Source organism: uncultured Microbacterium sp., from assembly GCF_963528945.1.
GTDB lineage: Bacteria > Actinomycetota > Actinomycetes > Actinomycetales > Microbacteriaceae > Microbacterium.
Window position 1 is genome coordinate 1,479,101 of sequence record NZ_CAURWX010000001.1, and the last position, 18,274, is coordinate 1,497,374.

Below are 18,274 nucleotides of genomic sequence, written 5' to 3' on the forward strand. Positions count from 1 at the left end.
ACATATGTTCTAAACTATTCGTATGTCCGGTGCCCCGACTCCTCCCCTCGACCTCGACGAGCGTCGACGGCTGGTGGACGCGTGGGTCGACGTGCGGCGGCAGATCGCTCGGCTCGAAGCGGAGGCGTCTGCGCTCCTCGGCGAACGACTGCGGGCGCACGACGAAGACATCGCCGAGCATCCGCATCATCGCGACGCCATCCATCGATCCATGGTCGCGGAGTACGCAGCGGCTGGCCGACTGTCGCAGGGCGCGATCGAGTTCGCGTTCGCGGACGCCATGGTGGTCGGGCGCGATCTTCCTGCGGTCAGCCAGGCGTTCCAGCGGGGCGACATCACGGCTGCGCATGTGCACGAAATCGCGCGATGCGCAGCGGTGGTCGTCGAAGCCATCCGCAACGCGAGGGCGGATGCTTCCACCCTCGGCCTGTACGAGAACGCGGTGCTCGTCGTAGCCGAGAGCGAGACCGCCACCCGCACGCGCATGCACGCGCGTCGCCTGGCGGCGGCTCTCGTCGGAGAGAGCGTGAGCGAGCGCCACCGGCGCGCGGCGGATGAACGAGGTGTGAGCGTGAAATCGCTCGACGATGGTCTCGCCCTGCTCACCGCGGTGCTTCCCGAGGCGCTCGCCTTCGCGGTACGCGACCGCTTGACCACGATGGCCAGAGAAATCATCGCCACGCGAGACGACCGCGAGCCGGCGTGGATGCCGCACCCGCTGCTCGACCGCGCCGACACCTCCCCCGACCAGTGGATCCTCCCCGAGCACGTCCCGTGGGACGATGCCGCGGCTGCCGGTCTCGACGACGCGATCTTCGGCGGCTCTACGTTCACGACCGACCCGCTCCGGGCGGCAGACACCGTCACGGCATCCGGTCCCGTCACAGCATCTGCCCCATTCACGCCGACCCAGATCGACGCGGTAGCCGTCGACGACGTCGAGCACCGCGCGGGTGACACGCGCACACTCGATCAGGTGCGCGCCGACCTCCTCGCCGACATGCTGCTCGCCGGTGCCCCGAGCGCTTGCCACGGCACGGGCCTCGACAGCATCCAGGCACGCGTGCAGGTGACGGTCGCGGCCACCACGCTCGCCGGCCTCGACGACCGGCTCGCCGAACTCGACGGACACGGCCCGATCGACGCCGACACCGCCCGCGCTCTCGCGGCCGGGGCGACGGGCTGGAGCCGCCTCTTCCTCGACGCGGACGGCATGGTCACCGAAACCGATGCGTACACGCCGACCGAGAACATGCGACGGTTCCTGCGCGCCCGCGACCAGCACTGCCGCTTCCCCGGTTGTCGGACCCCCGTGCACCGCTGCGACGTCGACCATACGCACGAGCACTCCCGAGGCGGTCGAACGCGGCTCGACAACCTGAGCCACCTCTGTCGCGCGCATCATGCACTCAAGCACCCGGATGTGCACGGGGCGCACCGGTGGTCGGCGAGGTCGCTCCCCGACGGCACCATCGAATGGACCAGCCCGCTCGGACGCACGTACTCCGATCGCGCCTCGAGACGCGTGATGTTCGTGTGAACCCCACGAACGGATCTCTCCGGGCGACTACACCAGGTCGAGCAGCCATCCCGCGGAGCGCACGGCGGAGACGTCCGCCCGTTCCAGGCGTCCCACCAACTCCCGGTCGCTCGTCACAGCCACCACCCGCTCCCCCGCGGCGACACGACGCTCGGCCTCCGCGACGATCGCATCGTCGCCCGCGGCATCCGCCCGAACGATCGCGACGGCCGCGTCATCCGCCTCGACGGCCCGTGCCTGCCCCTCGACCACCATCGCGACAGTCGGGAACCAGGTCGCCCCACCGAGCCCGACGGCCTCGGCGGGTACGCCGACACCCGACAGGCGCGAGATGAGGCGCGAGGTCGCCCCCGCCCGGTCTTTCCACCACCCGTCCGGCACCGATCCGACGACGTTCGCCGCGTCGACCACGAGAGTCACGCGCTCGGCGAGCAGTCGACGCAGCATCGGCCACGACGACGCGAAGCCCGGATGCAGCGGAAGGCTCTCGACCTCGTCGAGCGGCACCCATTCGAGCGCGACGCTCTCGGGATCGCTGATCACCGGGTCGAACGGCACCTCGACTGCGGCGACGACCGTGGTGTACGCCCAGACATCGAGATCCAGCACACTCGTGAAGATCGGCCGCACGGCGCCGTCGGGCACGCCGGCCTCTTCCTGCGCCTCGCGCAGCGCACCGACGATCGGCGCCTCCCCCTGGTGCAGCGCACCACCGGGCAGGCCCCACGTCCCACCGAAGTGGCTCCATGCCACCCGGTGCTGCAGCAGAACACCCCGGTCGGGGTCGACGGCCAACAGGCCCGCCGCTCCGAACCGACCCCAGTAGCGCTGACCGCCGGGCGCCTCGACCCAGGCGTCACCCGGGTCGCGCGGCCCCTGGGGGCGACGCGGCTCACCGTCGGCAGGAGGAACGATCGTCACCCCTCCACCCTGTCACAGCCGCACACCACCGGCGTCACCGCAGACACACGACGAAAAAAGAGTCTCCCCGGCGCTCAGGCCGAAGACCTGCCCGCACCGACGCGAACGGCGGGCGGCTCGATCGAGCACACCCGCCGTCCCCCGTCGATCCGACTCAGCGCTGGCGACGCTCGCGCACGCGCATGTTGATGACGATCGGCGTTCCCTCGAACGGGTAAAGCTCGCGCAGACGACGCTGGATGAAGCGCCGGTACCCCGGGTCGAGGAACCCGGTCGTGAACAGCACGAACGTCGGCGGCCGCGTCGAGGCCTGCGTGCCGAACAGGATGCGCGGCTGCTTCCCGCCCCGCAGCGGGTGCGGGTGCTCGGCGACGAGCTCGGCGAGGAACGCGTTGAACTTGCCCGTGGGAATGCGGCGGTCCCAGTTCTCGAGAGCGGTCTCGAGCGCGGGCACGAGCTTGTCGAGGTGGCGGCCGGTCTTCGCCGAGATGTTCACCCGCGGCGCCCACGCCACGTGAGCGAGGTCCTGCTCGATCTCGCGCTCCAAGTAGCGGCGGCGATCGGCGTTCTCGAGGTCGTCGTCGTTCAGACGATCCCATTTGTTGAACGCCAGCACGAGCGAACGGCCCGACTCGAGCACCAGGTCGATGATGCGCACGTCCTGCTCGCTGATCGTCTCGGAGACGTCGAGCACGACGACCGCGACCTCCGCCTTCTCCAGCGCGGCCGAGGTGCGCAGCGACGCGTAGAAGTCCGCCCCCTGCGCCATGTGCACGCGGCGGCGGATGCCGGCGGTGTCGACGAGCGTCCACAGCTTGCCGCCGAGCTCGACCACCTCGTCGACCGGGTCGCGGGTGGTGCCCGCGAGGTCGTTCACGACGACGCGCTCCTCGCCGGCGGCCTTGTTGAGCAGCGACGACTTGCCGACGTTCGGGCGGCCGAGGATCGCGACCCGGCGCGGCCCGCCGATCTCGGCCTTCGCGACGGCCGAGACCTCGGGGAGCTTCTTCAGCACCTCGTCGAGGAGGTCGGCGACACCGCGACCGTGGATCGCCGACACGGGGTGCGGCTCGCCCAGGCCCAGGTTCCACAGCGCAGCGGCCTCCGGCTCCTGGCGGGCATCGTCGATCTTGTTGGCGACGAGGAAGACGGGCTTGCCGCTCTTGCGCAGCAGCTTCACGACGTGCTCGTCGGTCGACGTCGCGCCCACCATCGCATCGACGACGAAGAGCACGATGTCGGAGAGGTCGATCGCGACCTCGGCCTGCGCGGCGACGGAGCGGTCGATGCCGCGGGCATCCGGCTCCCATCCGCCGGTGTCGACGAGCGTGAACCGGCGGTCCGACCACTCGGCCTTGTAGGTGACGCGGTCGCGCGTGACACCGGGGGTGTCCTCCACGACGGCCTCGCGGCGGCCGAGGATGCGGTTCACGAGCGCCGACTTGCCGACGTTCGGCCGCCCGACGATCGCGACGACGGGCAGCGCGGGAAGGAACTGGATGCCGTCCTCGCCGAGCTCGATGCCCGCGAGCAGGGCAGCATCCTCGTCGTCCAGCTCGTAGTCGGCGAGACCCTGGCGCAGGGTCTCCGCGCGCTGCTCGGCGAGCTGCTCGTCGAGGTTCTCCATCTTCTCGGCGAGCTGATCGGGCGCGCCTTCGTATTCGTCATCGGCCATGGTGTGCTCCTCGGAGTCGCTCGATCACCGCGAGAACGGCATCGATGGTCTGGGAAAAATCGAGCGCGGTCGAGTCGACGACTTCCACGCCCTCGGCGGCGTTCAGGAAGTCGACGACCGCGCTGTCCGAGGCATCCCGCTGGTGCAGGGCCTCGGCGACGGCGGCGGCGTTCTCGCCGGCGAGCTCGCCGGCCCGGCGCGCGGCGCGCACCTCGGGTGCGGCCGTGAGCAGGATGCGCACGGGGGCGTCGGGGGCGACGACCGTCGTGATGTCGCGGCCTTCGACGACGACGGCCGGGTAGGGCGCCTCGGCCACGAGCGAACGGAAGAGGTCGTTGACCTGTGCTCGCACCTCCGGCACGCGTGCGACGCCGCTCACCGCGCCCGAGACGCGGGTCTCGCGGATCGCGTCTGTGACGTCAGCCTCGCCCACCTGCACGGTGCGGTCGTCGGGGTCGAGTCCGAGCCGCACGGGGAAGTCGGATGCCGCGGCGCGGACCGCGTCGGCGTCGTCAGTGTCGGCCCCTCGAGCGAGCACGTGCCAGGCGAGCGCCCGGTACGCGGAACCGGTGTCGAGATAGCCGAAGCCGAGTCGCCGGGCGACTGCCTTCGAGACGCTCGACTTGCCCGACCCTGCGGGGCCGTCGATGGCGATGAAGTCGACCATGACGGTCTCCCCTCGGGTGCTGGTGTCAGTCATTGGTGCTCCCCGCGATCCGCCAGCCGCGCTCCTGCAGACCGGCGATGGCGCCCTGCAATGCCGCCGGGTCGACGCTGATCTCGGCGAGACCGAACTGCGCTCCCGGCGAATGCTCGAGCCGCAGGTCTTCGACGTTGACGCCGAGTTCGCCCAGTTCGCCGAACAGTCGGCCGAGCTGCCCGGCAGTGTCGTCGACCATGACGACGAGCGTCTCGAAGCGGCGGTTCTGGCCGTGCTTGCCGGGGAGGCGTTCGACCCCGTCGTTACCGTGGCGGATGGCCTCGGCGACGACCTTCCTCGCGCCGGCGACGCCGGGGGCGCGCAGGGCGTCGGACACCTCGCGCAGGTCGGCGGCGAGCGCGTCGAGGATCTCGACCACGGGCTGCGCGTTGGCCCCGAGGATCTGCACCCACAGCTCGGGGGCGGATGCCGCGATGCGGGTCGTGTCGCGAACGCCCTGGCCGGCGAGGCGCAGCGCCCCGTCGTCGGCATCGGCGAGCCGCGCGGCGAGCAGGCTAGCGACGACCTGCGGCACGTGCGAGGTGAGGGCGACGGATCGGTCGTGCTCCTCGGGCGTCATCTCCAGCGGCATGGCGCCCACATCGAGCGCGAGCGCCTCGACCAGGGCGAGGTCGGCAGCGCTGGTCTGCTCGTCGCGGCAGACCACCCAGGGGCGTCCGATGAAGAGGTCGGCGCGCGCGGAGATTGCTCCCCCTCGCTCCCGTCCCGCGAGGGGATGCGAGCCGATGTAACGCGCGAGGTCGAGCCCGCGCTCCTGCAGGGCACGGAACGGTTCGAGCTTCACGCTGGCGACGTCCGTGACGACGGCGCGCGGGTACCGCTCGAGCTCGGCGGCGATGACGTCGGCGGTGACGTCGGGCGGAACGGCGACCACGACGAGCACCGGATCGTCGGCGTCGTCAGCGAAGCGGCCGGCGCCGTAGTCCACGGCGAGGCGCAGTTGAGCGGGCGAAGCATCCGTCAGTGCGACGTCGACGCCCTTCGCGCGCAGCGCGTGGCCGACGCTGGCACCGAGCAGCCCGGCCCCGACGACGCGCACGGTGCCGGACAGACGCGGCGCGACGCCGGTCGTCTGGCGCACCCGGGGCGCACTCGTGGTGTCGGTCACTGATTCTCCTGTTGCTCGCCTGGCGCCGCGGCGACACCGGAATCCCGGCGCGACAGGGTGAGCAGCGCGCCGAGTTCGATTTTACTCAGGTCCCGGGTCTTCCCCGCCGGGAGCGTCCCCAGGTGCAGGGGGCCGAACTGGCGGCGCACGAGCTCGGTCACCGGATGCCCCACCGCGGCGAGCATCCGTCGCACGATGCGGTTGCGACCGGAGTGCAGCGTCAGCTCCACCAGGCTCGACCCGCGGGAGGTGTCGAGGAGGCGCGCCTTGTCGGCGGCGATGAAGCCGTCGTCGAGCTCGATGCCCTTCGTGAGCTTCGCGATGGTCTGCGCCGTGACCGCGCCCTCGACCTTCGCGATGTAGACCTTCGTCACTCCGAACGAGGGGTGCGCGAGCACGTGGGCGAGCTCCCCGTCATTCGTGAGGATCAGCAGACCGCTCGTCTCGGCGTCGAGGCGGCCGACGTTGTACAGCCGTTCCTCGTAGTCGTCGGTGAAGCGTCGAAGGTCGGGCCGCCCGTTCTCGTCGCGCATGCTGCTCACCACACCCGTCGGCTTGTTGAGCATGACGTAGCGCTTCGACACGTCGAGCTGAATCGCGGTGCCGTCGACGTCGACCAGGTCGGTCTCGGGATCGATGCGGCGGCCCAGTTCGCTGACCACGACACCGTTCACGCGGATGCGCCCCTCGACGATGTACTGCTCGACCACGCGGCGCGACGCCACGCCCGCGGCCGCCAGCACCTTCTGCAGCCGTACTCCCTCGGGTCCCGTGCTCTCGGTCATCCCGTTTCCTTCCTGCTCGGAGCGCTCGGCGTTCATCGCAGCGCTCCCTCGTCGAATCCGTCTGCGCCGTCGTCGAGCAGCGGAGAGATGGGCGGCAGCTCGTCGATGGAGTTGATGCCCAGGTGCTGCAGCAGCGCGTCGGTGGTGCCGTAGTTGATCGCCCCGGTCTCGGAGTCGGCGAAGAGCTCGGTGATCAGACCGCGGGCGAGAAGCGTGCGCACGACGGAGTCGACGTTCACCGCACGGATCGACGCGACCTGGCTGCGCGTCACCGGCTGCTTGTACGCGATCACGGCGAGCGTCTCGAGCGCGGCCTGAGACAGCCGCGCCGGCGCCTGCCCTCCGACGAAATCGGCGATGAGGTCGTCGTGGTCCTCGCGCACGTAGAGCCGCCACCCGCCGCCGACCTCGCGCAGCTCGAAGCCCCGTCGCGGTCCCGCGCCGCGTCCGTCGTAGTCGTCGACGAGCGAGGCGATGGTCTGGCGCACCGCGGGCACGGGGGCGCCGACCGCGGCGGCGAGCGCCACGAGGCCGATCGGCTCGTCGATGATGAGGAGGATGGCCTCGATCCGTTCGGCGAGCGGCGTCTCGACACCAGCGGTGTCGGTCTCGGGCGTGCCGTCCACGGAGGTCTGGATGCGGTCATCGATGCGGTCATCGGTGCGGTCATCGGTCATAGTCGGCCCCCAGGGTCGCGAGTGTCTCGTCCGACCAGGAGTCGGCGGCCCAGCGCAGCGTCAGCTCGCCGAGCGGTTCCAGCTGTTCGAACGACAGGGCGGCGTGCCGGTACAGCTCCAGCACGGAGATGAAGCGGGCGACCACGATGCCGGGTTCCGTCACCCCGGCGACCAGTTCGCGGAAGCTCACCGCCTCGGTGCCGCGCAGGATCGTCACGACGATCGCCGCCTGCTCGCGGATGCTGACGAGCGGCGCGTGCAGATGATCGAGCCCGACGTGCGGCATCTCCTTGGGCGCGAAGGCCAGCAGTGCCAGCGCGGCGAAGTCGTCGACGCTGAGCGACCATGCGAGCTCGGGCGTTTTGCGGCGGTGCTTCTCGTCGAGACGCACCGCGCGGGCATGCCGACGATCCTCGCGCTGCAGGCAGCGGGAGAACCAGGCCGAGACCTCCTTGAACGCCCGGTACTGCAGCAGGCGGGCGAAGAGCAGGTCTCGGGCCTCCAGGAGCGCCACCGCCTCGGCATCCACCAGTTCGCCCTGCGGCAGCAGCCCGGCGACCTTCATGTCGAGCAGGGTCGCCGCCACCACGAGGAACTCGGACGCCTGGTCGAGCTCCTCGTCTCCGTCGAGCGCCGCGAGGTACGCGATGAATTCATTGGTCACGGCGCTGAGCGAGACCTCGGTGATGTCCATCTCGTGCTTCGAGATGAGCGTAAGGAGCAGGTCGAAGGGACCGTCGAAGTTCGACAGCGACACCCGGAAGCCGGGGTCGGATGCCTCGACCGAGGCGTCGTCGGGTGAGGCGTCGTCGGAGGAGACCCGGGGGTCAGGCGACGGCGCCACGTGCGACCAGCTCCCGCGCCAGGCGCAGGTAGGCCTGCGCCGCGGCGTGCTCCGGCGCGAACTCGGTGATCGGCACGCCGGAGACCGAGGCGTCGGGGAACTTCACGGTACGGCCGATGACCGTCTCGAGAACATCGTCGCCGAACGCTTCGACCACGCGCTCGAGCACCTCGCGCGAGTGCAGGGTGCGCGGGTCGTACATGGTGGCGAGCAGCCCGTCCATCTCGATCGACGGGTTGAGCCGGTCGCGCACCTTGTCGATCGTCTCGATCAGCAGAGCCACACCGCGCAGCGCGAAGAACTCGCACTCGAGCGGGATGATCACGCCGTGGGCGGCGGTGAGCGCGTTGACGGTGAGAAGACCGAGGGACGGCTGGCAGTCGATGAGGATGACGTCGTAGTCGCCCGTGACCTGCCGCAGCACGCGGGCGAGGATCGTCTCACGGGCCACCTCGTTGACGAGGTGCACCTCGGCGGCCGAGAGGTCGATGTTCGCGGGGATGACGTCGAGGCCGTCGACACCGGAATGCACGATCGCCTCGCGGGCGTCGCGCTTGGTGTCGAGCAGCAGGTCGTAGATCGTGGGCACGTCGTGCGTCTGGATGCCGAGGCCGGCCGACAGCGCACCCTGCGGGTCGAAGTCGACCGCGAGCACCTTCCGGCCGTACTCGGCGAGCGACGCGGCGAGGTTGATCGTCGTCGTGGTCTTACCCACGCCGCCCTTCTGGTTGCACAGTGCGATGATGCGCGCCGGGCCGTGTGAGGCCAGCGGCTTCGGCGTCGGGAAACCGCGGTACGGACGACCGGTGGGTCCGATGGGTGCGTCGTCGACCTTCTTCGCCGCCGCCCTGGACTTTCCCGCGTTCTCAGCCACCGATTCTCCTGCTCGCTCGTGCTCGGTCGAGTCTAGCGGTTGGGTCCTCTCAGACGCCGCGCAACGCGGCGACGGGCTCGATGCGCGCCGCTCGACGCGCACTTCAGCGCGCGCGAGGGTGCGATGTCGCGTAGATGTCCCGCAGCGTGTCGACGGAGACGTGCGTGTAGATCTGGGTCGTCGCGACCGAGGAATGCCCCAGCAGCTCCTGCACCACACGTACATCTGCGCCACCCTGCAGCAGGTGGGTCGCGAAAGAATGCCGCAGGGTGTGCGGCGAGACCTCGCTCGTGATGTGAGCGCGCTCGGCGGCCGATCGGATCACCAGCCAGGCGCTCTGCCGCGACAGCGGAGCCCCGCGGAGCCCGAGGAACAGCCGCGACGACGCTCTGCCCTTCGCCGCCAGCGACGGTCGCACACGCGTCAGGTAGGCGTCGACGGCGGCGCGGGCGAACGAACCGATCGGCACGATGCGTTCCTTCGAGCCCTTGCCGCGCAGCCGCAGCACGTCGCCGTGGGCGAGGTCGTCGACATCGAGCCCCACCGCCTCGGAGACACGGGCACCGGTGGCGTACATCAGCTCGAGCAGCGCACGATCGCGGATCCCCACGGGTTCCTCCGCCGACGGCGCCGCCAGCAGGCGCTCGACCTGGTCGATGGTGAGGGCCTTGGGCAGCCGGCGGGGGGCCTTCGGCGGTCGCAGCCGGCCGCTCGGGTCGTCGACCTCGACGCCCTCCCTCGCCAGGAACCGGTGCCAGCCGCGCACCGACGACTGCAGTCTCGCCAGCGAGGTCGCCGCGGGCGGGGGTTCGGCTGCCGCCCGCTCGGCGACGAAACGGCCGATGACCGCCGCCGTCACCTCCGCGGTGTCTGCGATCCCCTGCCCGTCGAGCCACGACATGTAGCCCTCGAGGTCGCGGCGGTACGCGGCGACGGTGTGCTCGCTGAGACCGCGCTCGATCGTGACGTGGCGCAGGTAGACGTCGAGAGCACGCGCGAGCTGCATCGCGTCAGCCTTCGCGTCGGGTCCTCAGCGTCGCCGCCATCACCCCGAGGCCCAGGATGCCGTTGCGCATGCGCCCGGTCAGCACGGCGTCGACGGCATCCGCCAGCGGCATCCACTCGACGCGGATGTCGGCTTCCTCGTCGACGCGCGCGTGCGCCGTCTCGGCCGGACGAAGCCCCGTTGCGAGAAAGACGTGGATGATCTCGTCGTTGCCGCCCGGCGTCGTCCACGACGACACCAGGGGGTTCCAGTGGTCCGCGACGAGGTCAGCCTCCTCGGCCAGCTCACGCTGAGCCGCGGCGAGAGGCTCCTCCCCGGCGACGTCGAGCAGCCCGGCGGGCAGCTCCCAATCGCGGTGGCGGATCGGATGCCGGTACTGCTGGATCAGCAGCACCCGACCGTCATCGTCGAGGGCGACGATCGCGACCGCCCCGGTGTGGGCCACGTACTGGCGACGGATCTCGCCGTCGCCGTAGCGCACGCGATCATCGCGCACGTCCCAGACGGCCCCCTCGAACACGAGGTCGCTCTGCAGCACCTCGGGTTCGAAGGGCTCGTCTCGGAGGGCGGACGCCGACTCAGGCATCCGCGTCGACCTCGAAGAGCTCCGCTGCGTGCGAGCGCTCGATGGCGGCTCCCACGAGACCACGGAACAGCGGGTGCGGGTCGGTCGGACGCGAGCGCAGCTCGGGGTGGGCCTGGGTCGCGACGTAGTACGGATGCACGTCGCGCGGCAGCTCGACGAACTCGACGAGGTCGAGCTCGGGGTTGAGACCCGAGAACCACAGTCCCGCCTCGGAGAGACGGTCGCGGTAGGCATTGTTGACCTCGTAGCGGTGGCGGTGACGCTCCGAGACCTCGGCCGCACCATAGACCTCGCGGGCCAGCGACCCCTCGGCGAGGGCGGCCTGGTAGAGGCCCAGACGCATCGTGCCGCCCAGGTCTCCGCCGTCGAGGATCTCGATCTGCTCGGCCATGGTCGCGATGACCGGCTCGGAGGTCTCCGGGTCGAACTCGCTCGACGAGGCATCCGCGATGCCTGCCACGTGGCGGGCGTACTCGATCACCATGCACTGCAGGCCGAGGCAGAGGCCCAGCGTGGGGATGCCCTGCTCGCGCGCGAAGCGCAGAGCACCGAGCTTGCCCTCGATGCCGCGGATGCCGAAGCCGCCGGGCACACAGATGCCGTCGAGCGCCGCGAGCTGTTCGCGCGCGCCCTCGGGCGTCTCGCAGAGGTCGGAGGGGATCCAGCGGATGTTGACCTTGGTCTCCTGTGCGAATCCACCGGCCTTGAGGGCCTCGGTCACCGACAGGTAAGCGTCGGGCAGGTCGATGTACTTGCCGACGAGACCGATCGTGACCTCGTGCTTCGGGTTGTGCACGGCGTGGAGGACCTTGCTCCAGCGCGTCCAGTCGACGTCGGCCGCCTTCTGGTCGAGTCCGAGGCGGCGCACGATGTACGAATCGAGACCCTGCTCGTTGAGCGTCGACGGGATGTCATAGATGCTCGGCAGGTCGACGGTGTTGATGACGCCCTCGGCGTCGACGTCGCACATCAGCGCGATCTTGTTGCGGTTGCTCTCGCTCACCGGGCGGTCGCTGCGCAGCACCAGCGCGTCGGGCTGGATGCCGACCTGGCGCAGTGCGGCCACCGAGTGCTGGGTCGGCTTGGTCTTCTGCTCGCCCGAGGCGCCCATGAACGGCACCAGGGAGACGTGCACGAAGAACACGCTGTCGCGACCGAGCTCGTGGCGCAGCTGACGCGCCGCCTCGAGGAAGGGCTGCGACTCGATGTCGCCGACCGTGCCGCCGACCTCGGTGATGATGACGTCGGGACGCGGGTCCTCGGTCGCCTGCAGGCGCATACGGCGCTTGATCTCGTCGGTGATGTGCGGAATGACCTGCACGGTGTCGCCCAGGTACTCTCCGCGGCGCTCGCGCGCGATGACCTGCGAGTAGATCTGACCGGTCGTGACGTTGGCCGCCTGCGACAGGTTGATGTCGAGGAACCGCTCGTAGTGGCCGATGTCGAGATCGGTCTCGGCGCCGTCATCGGTGACGAAGACCTCACCGTGCTGGAACGGGTTCATCGTGCCGGGGTCGACGTTCAGATACGGGTCGAGCTTCTGCATCACGACGCGGAGTCCGCGGGCGGTCAGCAGGTTGCCGAGGCTCGCCGCCGTCAGGCCCTTACCGAGAGACGAAACGACACCGCCTGTCACGAAAACGTGCTTGGTGGTGTCGTTGCTGGTTCCCGCAGAAGAAGAGTTCATCACGGGCTTCTATCCTAACAGTTCGTTCAGCGGCCGAGGCCGAGGAGTTCACGGGCGTGGGTGAGTGCGGCATCCGAATCCGCGAGTCCGGAGAGAAGGCGGGCCATCTCGGCCTCGCGTTCCTCGCCCTCGAGCCGCCGAACGCTCGACGCCGTGACGGCGCCGTCGTTGGATTTGACGACCGACAGATGGTTGGTGGCGAAGGCCGCCACCTGCGCGAGGTGGGTGACCGCGATGACCTGCGAGGACTCGGCCAGCCGGGCGAGTCGTCGCCCGACCTCGATCGCCGCGGCCCCGCCGATGCCGGCATCCACCTCGTCGAAGACGAAGGTCGGCACGGGGTCGGTGCCGGCGATCACGACCTCGATCGCGAGCATGACCCGCGACAGCTCTCCCCCGGAGGCGCCCTTCGCGACGGATCGGGGTTCCGCGCCCGGATGCGGGGCGAGCAGGATGGCGACGTCATCGCGGCCGTGGGTGGACTCATTGCCCGGCGACACCGCCACCTCGAGCCGCGCGTCGGGCATGGCCAACGCGTGCAGCTCTTCGGTCACGGCCGCTCCGAGGCGCCGCGCCGCGTCGATGCGCACCGTGGTGAGCGCGTCGGCGGCCGCGTCGAGTTCCTGCCGAGCCGCGTCGCGCTCCGCCGAGAGGCGTTCGAGTCGGTCGTCATCGTCGTCGAGTTCGGCCAGACGCTCCGACCCGGTGCGCCAGAGATCGATCGCGGCCTCGACCGAACCATGCGCGCGGACGAGCACGCCCAGTGCTGCGCGACGCTCCTCGACGGCGGCGAGTTCATGCGGCCCCGACTCGTCGAGGTCGGCGAGATATGCCGACAGAGACCCGGCGAGATCGGCGAGCCGGTACCCGATATCGGCGAGCCCGTCGGCGACGACGGTGAGCGTGGGATCCGACGCGCGCTCGAGAATGCGGCGCGCCTCCGCCACCATCGCCGACGCATCCGGCTCGCCCTCCTCGTTGGAGAGCACGCCGTGCGCCTGCGAGGCCGCCAGACGCAGCTCTTCGGCGTTCGCCAGACGCTCGGCGCGCGCGGCGAGCTGCTCCTCCTCGCCCGCCTCGGGCGCCGTCGCCTCGATCAGGGCCAGAGCCTCGCGCAGGCGCGCGGCCTCGTCACTTCGTCGATCACGGTTGGCGGAGATGTCGGCGATCTCGGTATCCAGCGCACGCCAGCGTTCGAAGGATGCCGCGTACGTCTGGAGAGCCGACGCCACGGGAGCACCCCCGAAGCGGTCGAGAGCGTCACGCTGCGCCGCGGCCGACCGCAGCCGCAACTGCTCGGACTGCCCGTGCACGACAACCAGCTCATCGGCGAGAGCCGACAGGACCCCGGCGGGAGCCGCCCGTCCACCCACGCTCGCGCGGCTGCGCCCCTCGGCGCTCAGGGTGCGCGAGACGTAGAGCTCGGCCCTCGCATCGTCGATCGGCTCCAGCTCTCCCCCGGCATCCGCGACGATCTCGGCCACGGCGCCCTCCTCGGGTACCACCCACACACCGGCGACGGAGGCCTGGGAGGCACCGGCCCGCACCGCCCCGGAGTCTGCCCGCTGTCCGAGCAGCAGACCGAGACCCGTCACGACCATCGTCTTTCCGGCACCCGTCTCGCCCGTGATCGCGGTGAACCCGGCGCCGAGCGGCAGCACCGCGTCGTCGATGACGCCGAGCCCGCGCATCCGCATCTCCTCGATCACGCGACGCCCCCGGGCTCCTGCCCGCGCCACCCGGCGACGGGCAACTGGAACTTGCGCACCAGGCGGTTCGTGAACGCGGTCGGATGCAGGCGCGCGAGGCGCACCGGACGCGATGACCGCCGGGCCACCACTCTCGCCCCCGGCGGGAGCTCGTGGGAGCGCCGACCGTCGCACCAGAGGATGCCGGACCCGTCCGTGCGCTCCAGCATCTCGATCGCCACCGCGGCGTCGGGGCTCACGACCAGCGGCTTCGCGAACAGGGCATGGGCCGAGAGCGGGACCACGGCGATCGCCTCGACACTGGGCCAGATCACCGGTCCCCCTGCGGAGAAGTTGTACGCGGTCGACCCGGTCGGGGTCGAGATCACCATGCCGTCGCATCCGAAGCTCGAGAGCGGTCGCCCGTCGATCTCGATCACGACCTCGATCATGCGCTCGCGACTGGCCTTCTCGACCGTCGCCTCGTTCAGCGCCCACGTCTCGTAGACGACGACGCCCTGGGCGTCTTTCACCCGTACCGAGAGCGCCAGCCGCTCCTCGACGTCGTAGTCGCGTTCGATGACGCGGCGCACCGCGTCGTCCATGTCATCGGGGTCGATCTCAGCCAGGAAGCCGACGTGGCCCATGTTGATGCCCAGGACCGGAGCACCGGTGTCGCGCACCAGCTCGGCCGCGCGCAGGATCGTGCCGTCTCCCCCGAGGACGATCGCCAGCTCGAGCGTGGCGGGATCGACGGTGTCGCCGAGCACGTCGACGTCGGCGAACGAGGCGTCGACGGCGCTGAGCTCCGCACGGTCGACCTGCGCGAGCACCGGGCGGGCACCCGCCCCGCGCAGCGCATCGACCACCCGCCGCGCCGCCGCGACCGTCGCGTCACGACCGGCGTGGGCGACGACCAGGATGTTGCGCTCGTTCATCGTCCTCCAGCCACTGCGTTGATGCGGTCCAACCATTCTGTCGGATTGCTTCCCCGCCCCGGCGCGAGGTGCACGAGGAATTCCGAATTGCCGTGCGTGCCGGGCAGCGGAGACCGGACGATTCCGAGCATGCCGAGTCCCGCATCCCACGCGCTCCACACGACGCGCGCGACGGCATCGGCTCGCGTCGCGGGGTCGGTGACGAGACCACCGCGCACGGCGGTGCGGCCGACTTCGAACTGCGGTTTCACGAGCAGGACGACATCGGCTTCGGATGCAGCGACCGCGACAACCGCCGGGAGGACGAGCTCGAGCGAGATGAACGACAGGTCGCCGACCACGAGTTCCGGCGCGGCACTCTCCCCCGTGGCCTCGGCGAGGTTCTGCGGAGTCATGTGCCGGACGTTGAAACCCTCCACCGCGACGACGCCGGCGTCGGCGGCGATCGTCGGCGCGAGCTGTCCGTGGCCGACGTCGACGGCGAGCACCCGTCGAGCGCCGCGCTCTCGGAGCACCTGCGTGAATCCCCCCGTGGACGCACCCATGTCGAGCGCCAGGCGACCCGCGACCGGCACCTCGAACGCGTCGAGCGCGGCGAGGAGCTTGTGTGCGGCGCGACCGACGTAGTGGTCGTCCCCCGCCACCGCGATCTCGGCGCCGTCGTCGACCGCGGTGGAGGCCTTCACGACCGGTCGGCCGTCGACCGTCACGAGCCCCTCGGAGATGAGAGCGGCGGCATGCGTGCGCGACCGGGCGAGTCCTCGCGCGGCGAGGGCGGCGTCGAGGCGGGTCATCGAGGGGCCGGGGTGTCGCGCTGATCGAGACGGCCGCCGCCGTCGAGCCGGCGCGCCAGATCGTCGTGCAGCGCCGAGTACGCCTCCGCGCGCGCGGCCAAAGGCTGGCCCTCGATCAGGCGGAGACGGCTCCAGAGGCCGTCGGTCGGCGCGCTGTCTCTCGTCTGATCGCTCACGTCTCTACTGTACGGGGAGCATCCGACGTCGCTGCGGCGACGCAGCGCGGATGCTCAGGGTCGGTGGAACGGGTCGGCGTAGAGCTTCTCCGGCACACGCAGCACGAACACCGGCGTTCCCGAGGCCCAGATGGCCGCCGCGCCCGCCCGGAGCAGGTCGATCTGCGACCCGGAGTCCGCCACGATCTCGACGTCGGCACCGCTCACCCGCACGGCAGCGTCGTTCACGTGCCACGCGCCGTCGCGGGCGACGGCCTCGGGATAGGGCTGGTGGAGTTCCCGCAGGTCGCTGAGCACGAACGTGGGCCGCGACCCCTCGGGGGCGGCGAGCACGTGCTTCGGCCGATCGATACCCGTGAGAACTAGAGCGGAATCGATGCCGGCGCGACTCGCTCCGAGGATGTCGGTGTCGAGGCGGTCGCCGATGAACAGCGCCTTCTTCGCCTCGAACCGCGCGAGGGCCTCCTCGAAGATCGGCGTCTCGGGTTTGCCTGCGACGGTCGCCAGACGCCCGACGGCGGTGTGCACGGCCGAGACGAGCGTGCCGTTGCCCGGGGCGACTCCGCGTTCGCGGGGAATCGTCCAGTCGGTGTTGGTGGCGATCCACGGGATGCCACCCTCGTCCTCCGGCAGCTGCAGAGCGAACGACGCCTCGGCGAGGTCGGTCCACGCCACCTCGGGCGCGAATCCCTGCACCACCGCACTCGGCTCGTCCTGAGCGCTGCGTGTCACCGAGTAGCCCGCCTTCCCCAGTTCGTCGACGAGCCCGTCGCCGCCGACCACGAGGATCGTCGCCGGCGGAGGGACGATCCCCGCCAGCAGCCGCATGGCCGCCTGGGGACTGGTCACCACGTCCTGCGGTTCGACGTCGAGACCGAGGCCGGAGAGATGCTCGGCCACGGATGCATCGGTGCGGGAGGCATTGTTCGTGATGTAGCCCAGACGACGGGTCCTGCCCGCCTCGTTCAGGCTCTGCACCGCGTGCGGCAGTGCGCCCGGGCCGGCGTAGACGACCCCGTCGAGGTCCGCGAGCACGGTGTCGACCCCGTCGAGCGGGGTGGACACCGTGCGTCGGCGGGAGAAGAGCGCCATCAGCGAGCGTCGACCACGTCGTCGTCCGGGCCGGACGCGTCGTCGGTGTCGTTGGTGTCGTCGGCGTTGTCGGCGTTTTCGGAATCGACCGTGTCGTCGGTCTCGCCGAGCAGCTCGCGCACCTCGTCCTCCACCGTCGGTTCTGGCGCCGAATCCTCAGTCGGGTGCGATGCGTCGGAGGCGTGCGTGTCGGCTTCGCCCTCGGCATCGGCATCCGCACCGGCGTCGAGTTCGGTGTTGGGTGCCGTCTCGCTGTCGTCGTCGGAGAACTCGTCCTCCATCAGGCTGTCCTCGACGTAGATCTCTTCGTCGCCGGCGCCATCGAGCCCCAGGGCTTCGGCGGCCACGTCGGCGCGGCGGGCCCAGAACTCCGCTTCCTCGGTACGGCCGAGGTCCTCGAGCACGGCAGCGCGTGCGGCGAACAGTGCCGGGCTGTACTCGAAGGCGCGGTCGGGGTCGAGTTCGGGGATCTCCAGCTCGCCGAGCGCGAGCTCCAGGTCGCCCTGGTCGAGGCGCGCACCCGACATCGCGATGGCGAGGGCCACTCGTACCGGCGTAGTCAACGTCGAGCGGTCGACGGCACGCCCGGTCTCGAGCGCGCGGTCGGGACGACCGATTCCACGCTCACTGTCGACCATGAGTGCGATCTGGTCGTCGTTGCCGGAGATCCGCCGATAGGTGCGCAGCTCGCGCAGAGCGAGAGCGAAGTCACCCGTCGCGTACGCCGTGATTCCGAGCGTCTCGCGCACGATCGCGATGCGCCCCGCACGCCGCGAGGCGGCGAGAGCATGACGGTGTGCGAGTTCAGGGTCTTCGTCGATCAGGCGGGATGCCATCGCGAGGTGTCGAGCCACGTGCTCGGCGTTCTCCTTGCTGAGGGTCTTCAGCTCGTTGCGAGCGGCGCCGTGCAGATCTCGCGCCGTGACCTCTTCCGGAATGCGGGGCTCGTCGACGCGCTCGCGCTCGTTCGACGCCTGAACCGGGCGTTCGCGGCCCGCTCCCCCACGCTGGGGGAACGAACGTCCGCGCGAATCGCCATCGCGGGAGTCGCGACGCGGAGCGCCACTGTCACGGTTGTCCCGGTTGTACCCGCCCTCGCGGCGCGGGGCACCGCCGTCGCGGTTGTAGCCGCCTTCGCGGCGCGGAGCACCGCCGTCGCGGT

General features: G+C 70.6%; 17 protein-coding genes and 1 pseudogene. 1 reads left to right on the forward strand and 17 read right to left on the reverse strand.

What is annotated here, in order from left to right:
* The first annotated feature begins 22 nt into the window (after positions 1–22).
* Positions 23–1,540 carry a DUF222 domain-containing protein gene (locus RWS82_RS07075; RefSeq protein ID WP_314648103.1) on the forward strand — a complete coding sequence of 506 codons (1,518 nt, stop codon included), beginning with the start codon at positions 23–25 and terminating at the stop codon, positions 1,538–1,540.
* Positions 1,541–1,567: 27 nt separating this feature from the next.
* Here RWS82_RS07075 and RWS82_RS07080 read toward each other — a convergent pair whose 3' ends face one another.
* The 17 genes and pseudogenes from RWS82_RS07080 to RWS82_RS07160 form a co-directional block, all read right to left on the reverse strand.
* Positions 1,568–2,461: an NUDIX hydrolase gene (locus tag RWS82_RS07080; protein ID WP_314648105.1), complete on the reverse strand. Its 894-nt coding sequence runs from the start codon at positions 2,459–2,461 to the stop codon at positions 1,568–1,570.
* Positions 2,462–2,615: 154 nt separating this feature from the next.
* Entirely contained in the window at positions 2,616–4,136 is a 1,521-nt protein-coding gene (der, locus tag RWS82_RS07085; protein ID WP_314648106.1) for a ribosome biogenesis GTPase Der, read from the reverse strand.
* Complete coding sequence (gene cmk / locus RWS82_RS07090; protein WP_314648107.1) at positions 4,126–4,836, reverse strand: (d)CMP kinase; 711 nt, start codon at positions 4,834–4,836, stop codon at positions 4,126–4,128. The genes der and cmk overlap by 11 nt, the downstream gene beginning before the upstream one ends.
* The gene (locus tag RWS82_RS07095) at positions 4,829–5,965 is read right to left on the reverse strand and encodes a prephenate dehydrogenase (RefSeq protein WP_314648109.1); all 1,137 of its coding nucleotides are present in this window, start codon (positions 5,963–5,965) and stop codon (positions 4,829–4,831) included. Before RWS82_RS07095 ends, cmk begins: the two co-directional genes overlap by 8 nt.
* Positions 5,962–6,750: a pseudouridine synthase gene (locus tag RWS82_RS07100; RefSeq protein ID WP_314648110.1), complete on the reverse strand. Its 789-nt coding sequence runs from the start codon at positions 6,748–6,750 to the stop codon at positions 5,962–5,964. The genes RWS82_RS07095 and RWS82_RS07100 overlap by 4 nt, the downstream gene beginning before the upstream one ends.
* A 32-nt stretch (positions 6,751–6,782) precedes the next feature.
* The gene (gene scpB / locus RWS82_RS07105; protein WP_314648112.1) at positions 6,783–7,427 is read right to left on the reverse strand and encodes an SMC-Scp complex subunit ScpB; all 645 of its coding nucleotides are present in this window, start codon (positions 7,425–7,427) and stop codon (positions 6,783–6,785) included.
* Positions 7,417–8,271 carry a ScpA family protein gene (locus tag RWS82_RS07110; RefSeq protein ID WP_314648114.1) on the reverse strand — a complete coding sequence of 285 codons (855 nt, stop codon included), beginning with the start codon at positions 8,269–8,271 and terminating at the stop codon, positions 7,417–7,419. Before RWS82_RS07110 ends, scpB begins: the two co-directional genes overlap by 11 nt.
* A complete protein-coding gene (locus tag RWS82_RS07115) occupies positions 8,255–9,145 on the reverse strand; it encodes a ParA family protein (RefSeq protein ID WP_314648116.1) in 891 nt (296 codons plus the stop codon). The genes RWS82_RS07110 and RWS82_RS07115 overlap by 17 nt, the downstream gene beginning before the upstream one ends.
* A 103-nt stretch (positions 9,146–9,248) precedes the next feature.
* The gene (gene xerD, locus RWS82_RS07120; RefSeq protein ID WP_314648118.1) at positions 9,249–10,151 is read right to left on the reverse strand and encodes a site-specific tyrosine recombinase XerD; all 903 of its coding nucleotides are present in this window, start codon (positions 10,149–10,151) and stop codon (positions 9,249–9,251) included.
* A gap of 4 nt (positions 10,152–10,155) precedes the next feature.
* The gene (locus RWS82_RS07125; RefSeq protein WP_314648120.1) at positions 10,156–10,737 is read right to left on the reverse strand and encodes an NUDIX hydrolase; all 582 of its coding nucleotides are present in this window, start codon (positions 10,735–10,737) and stop codon (positions 10,156–10,158) included.
* Positions 10,730–12,424: a CTP synthase gene (locus tag RWS82_RS07130; RefSeq protein WP_314648121.1), complete on the reverse strand. Its 1,695-nt coding sequence runs from the start codon at positions 12,422–12,424 to the stop codon at positions 10,730–10,732. The genes RWS82_RS07125 and RWS82_RS07130 overlap by 8 nt, the downstream gene beginning before the upstream one ends.
* Positions 12,425–12,450: 26 nt before the next feature.
* On the reverse strand, positions 12,451–14,133 hold the full coding sequence (recN, locus tag RWS82_RS07135) for a DNA repair protein RecN (RefSeq protein WP_314648123.1): 1,683 nt from the start codon (positions 14,131–14,133) through the stop codon (positions 12,451–12,453).
* Entirely contained in the window at positions 14,130–15,050 is a 921-nt protein-coding gene (locus tag RWS82_RS07140) for an NAD kinase (RefSeq protein WP_314648125.1), read from the reverse strand. The genes recN and RWS82_RS07140 overlap by 4 nt, the downstream gene beginning before the upstream one ends.
* On the reverse strand, positions 15,047–15,844 hold the full coding sequence (locus RWS82_RS07145; RefSeq protein WP_314648126.1) for a TlyA family RNA methyltransferase: 798 nt from the start codon (positions 15,842–15,844) through the stop codon (positions 15,047–15,049). The genes RWS82_RS07140 and RWS82_RS07145 overlap by 4 nt, the downstream gene beginning before the upstream one ends.
* Positions 15,841–16,020, reverse strand: coding sequence for a hypothetical protein (locus tag RWS82_RS07150; protein ID WP_314648128.1), 180 nt, complete (start codon positions 16,018–16,020; stop codon positions 15,841–15,843). Before RWS82_RS07150 ends, RWS82_RS07145 begins: the two co-directional genes overlap by 4 nt.
* 54 nt (positions 16,021–16,074) lie before the next feature.
* Positions 16,075–17,112 (reverse strand): HAD-IIA family hydrolase, encoded by a 1,038-nt coding sequence (locus RWS82_RS07155; RefSeq protein ID WP_314648130.1) that lies wholly within the window; start codon positions 17,110–17,112, stop codon positions 16,075–16,077.
* A pseudogene (locus RWS82_RS07160) lies at positions 17,112–18,274 on the reverse strand (primosomal protein); the annotation flags it as partial. The gene RWS82_RS07155 and the pseudogene RWS82_RS07160, both read right to left, overlap by 1 nt.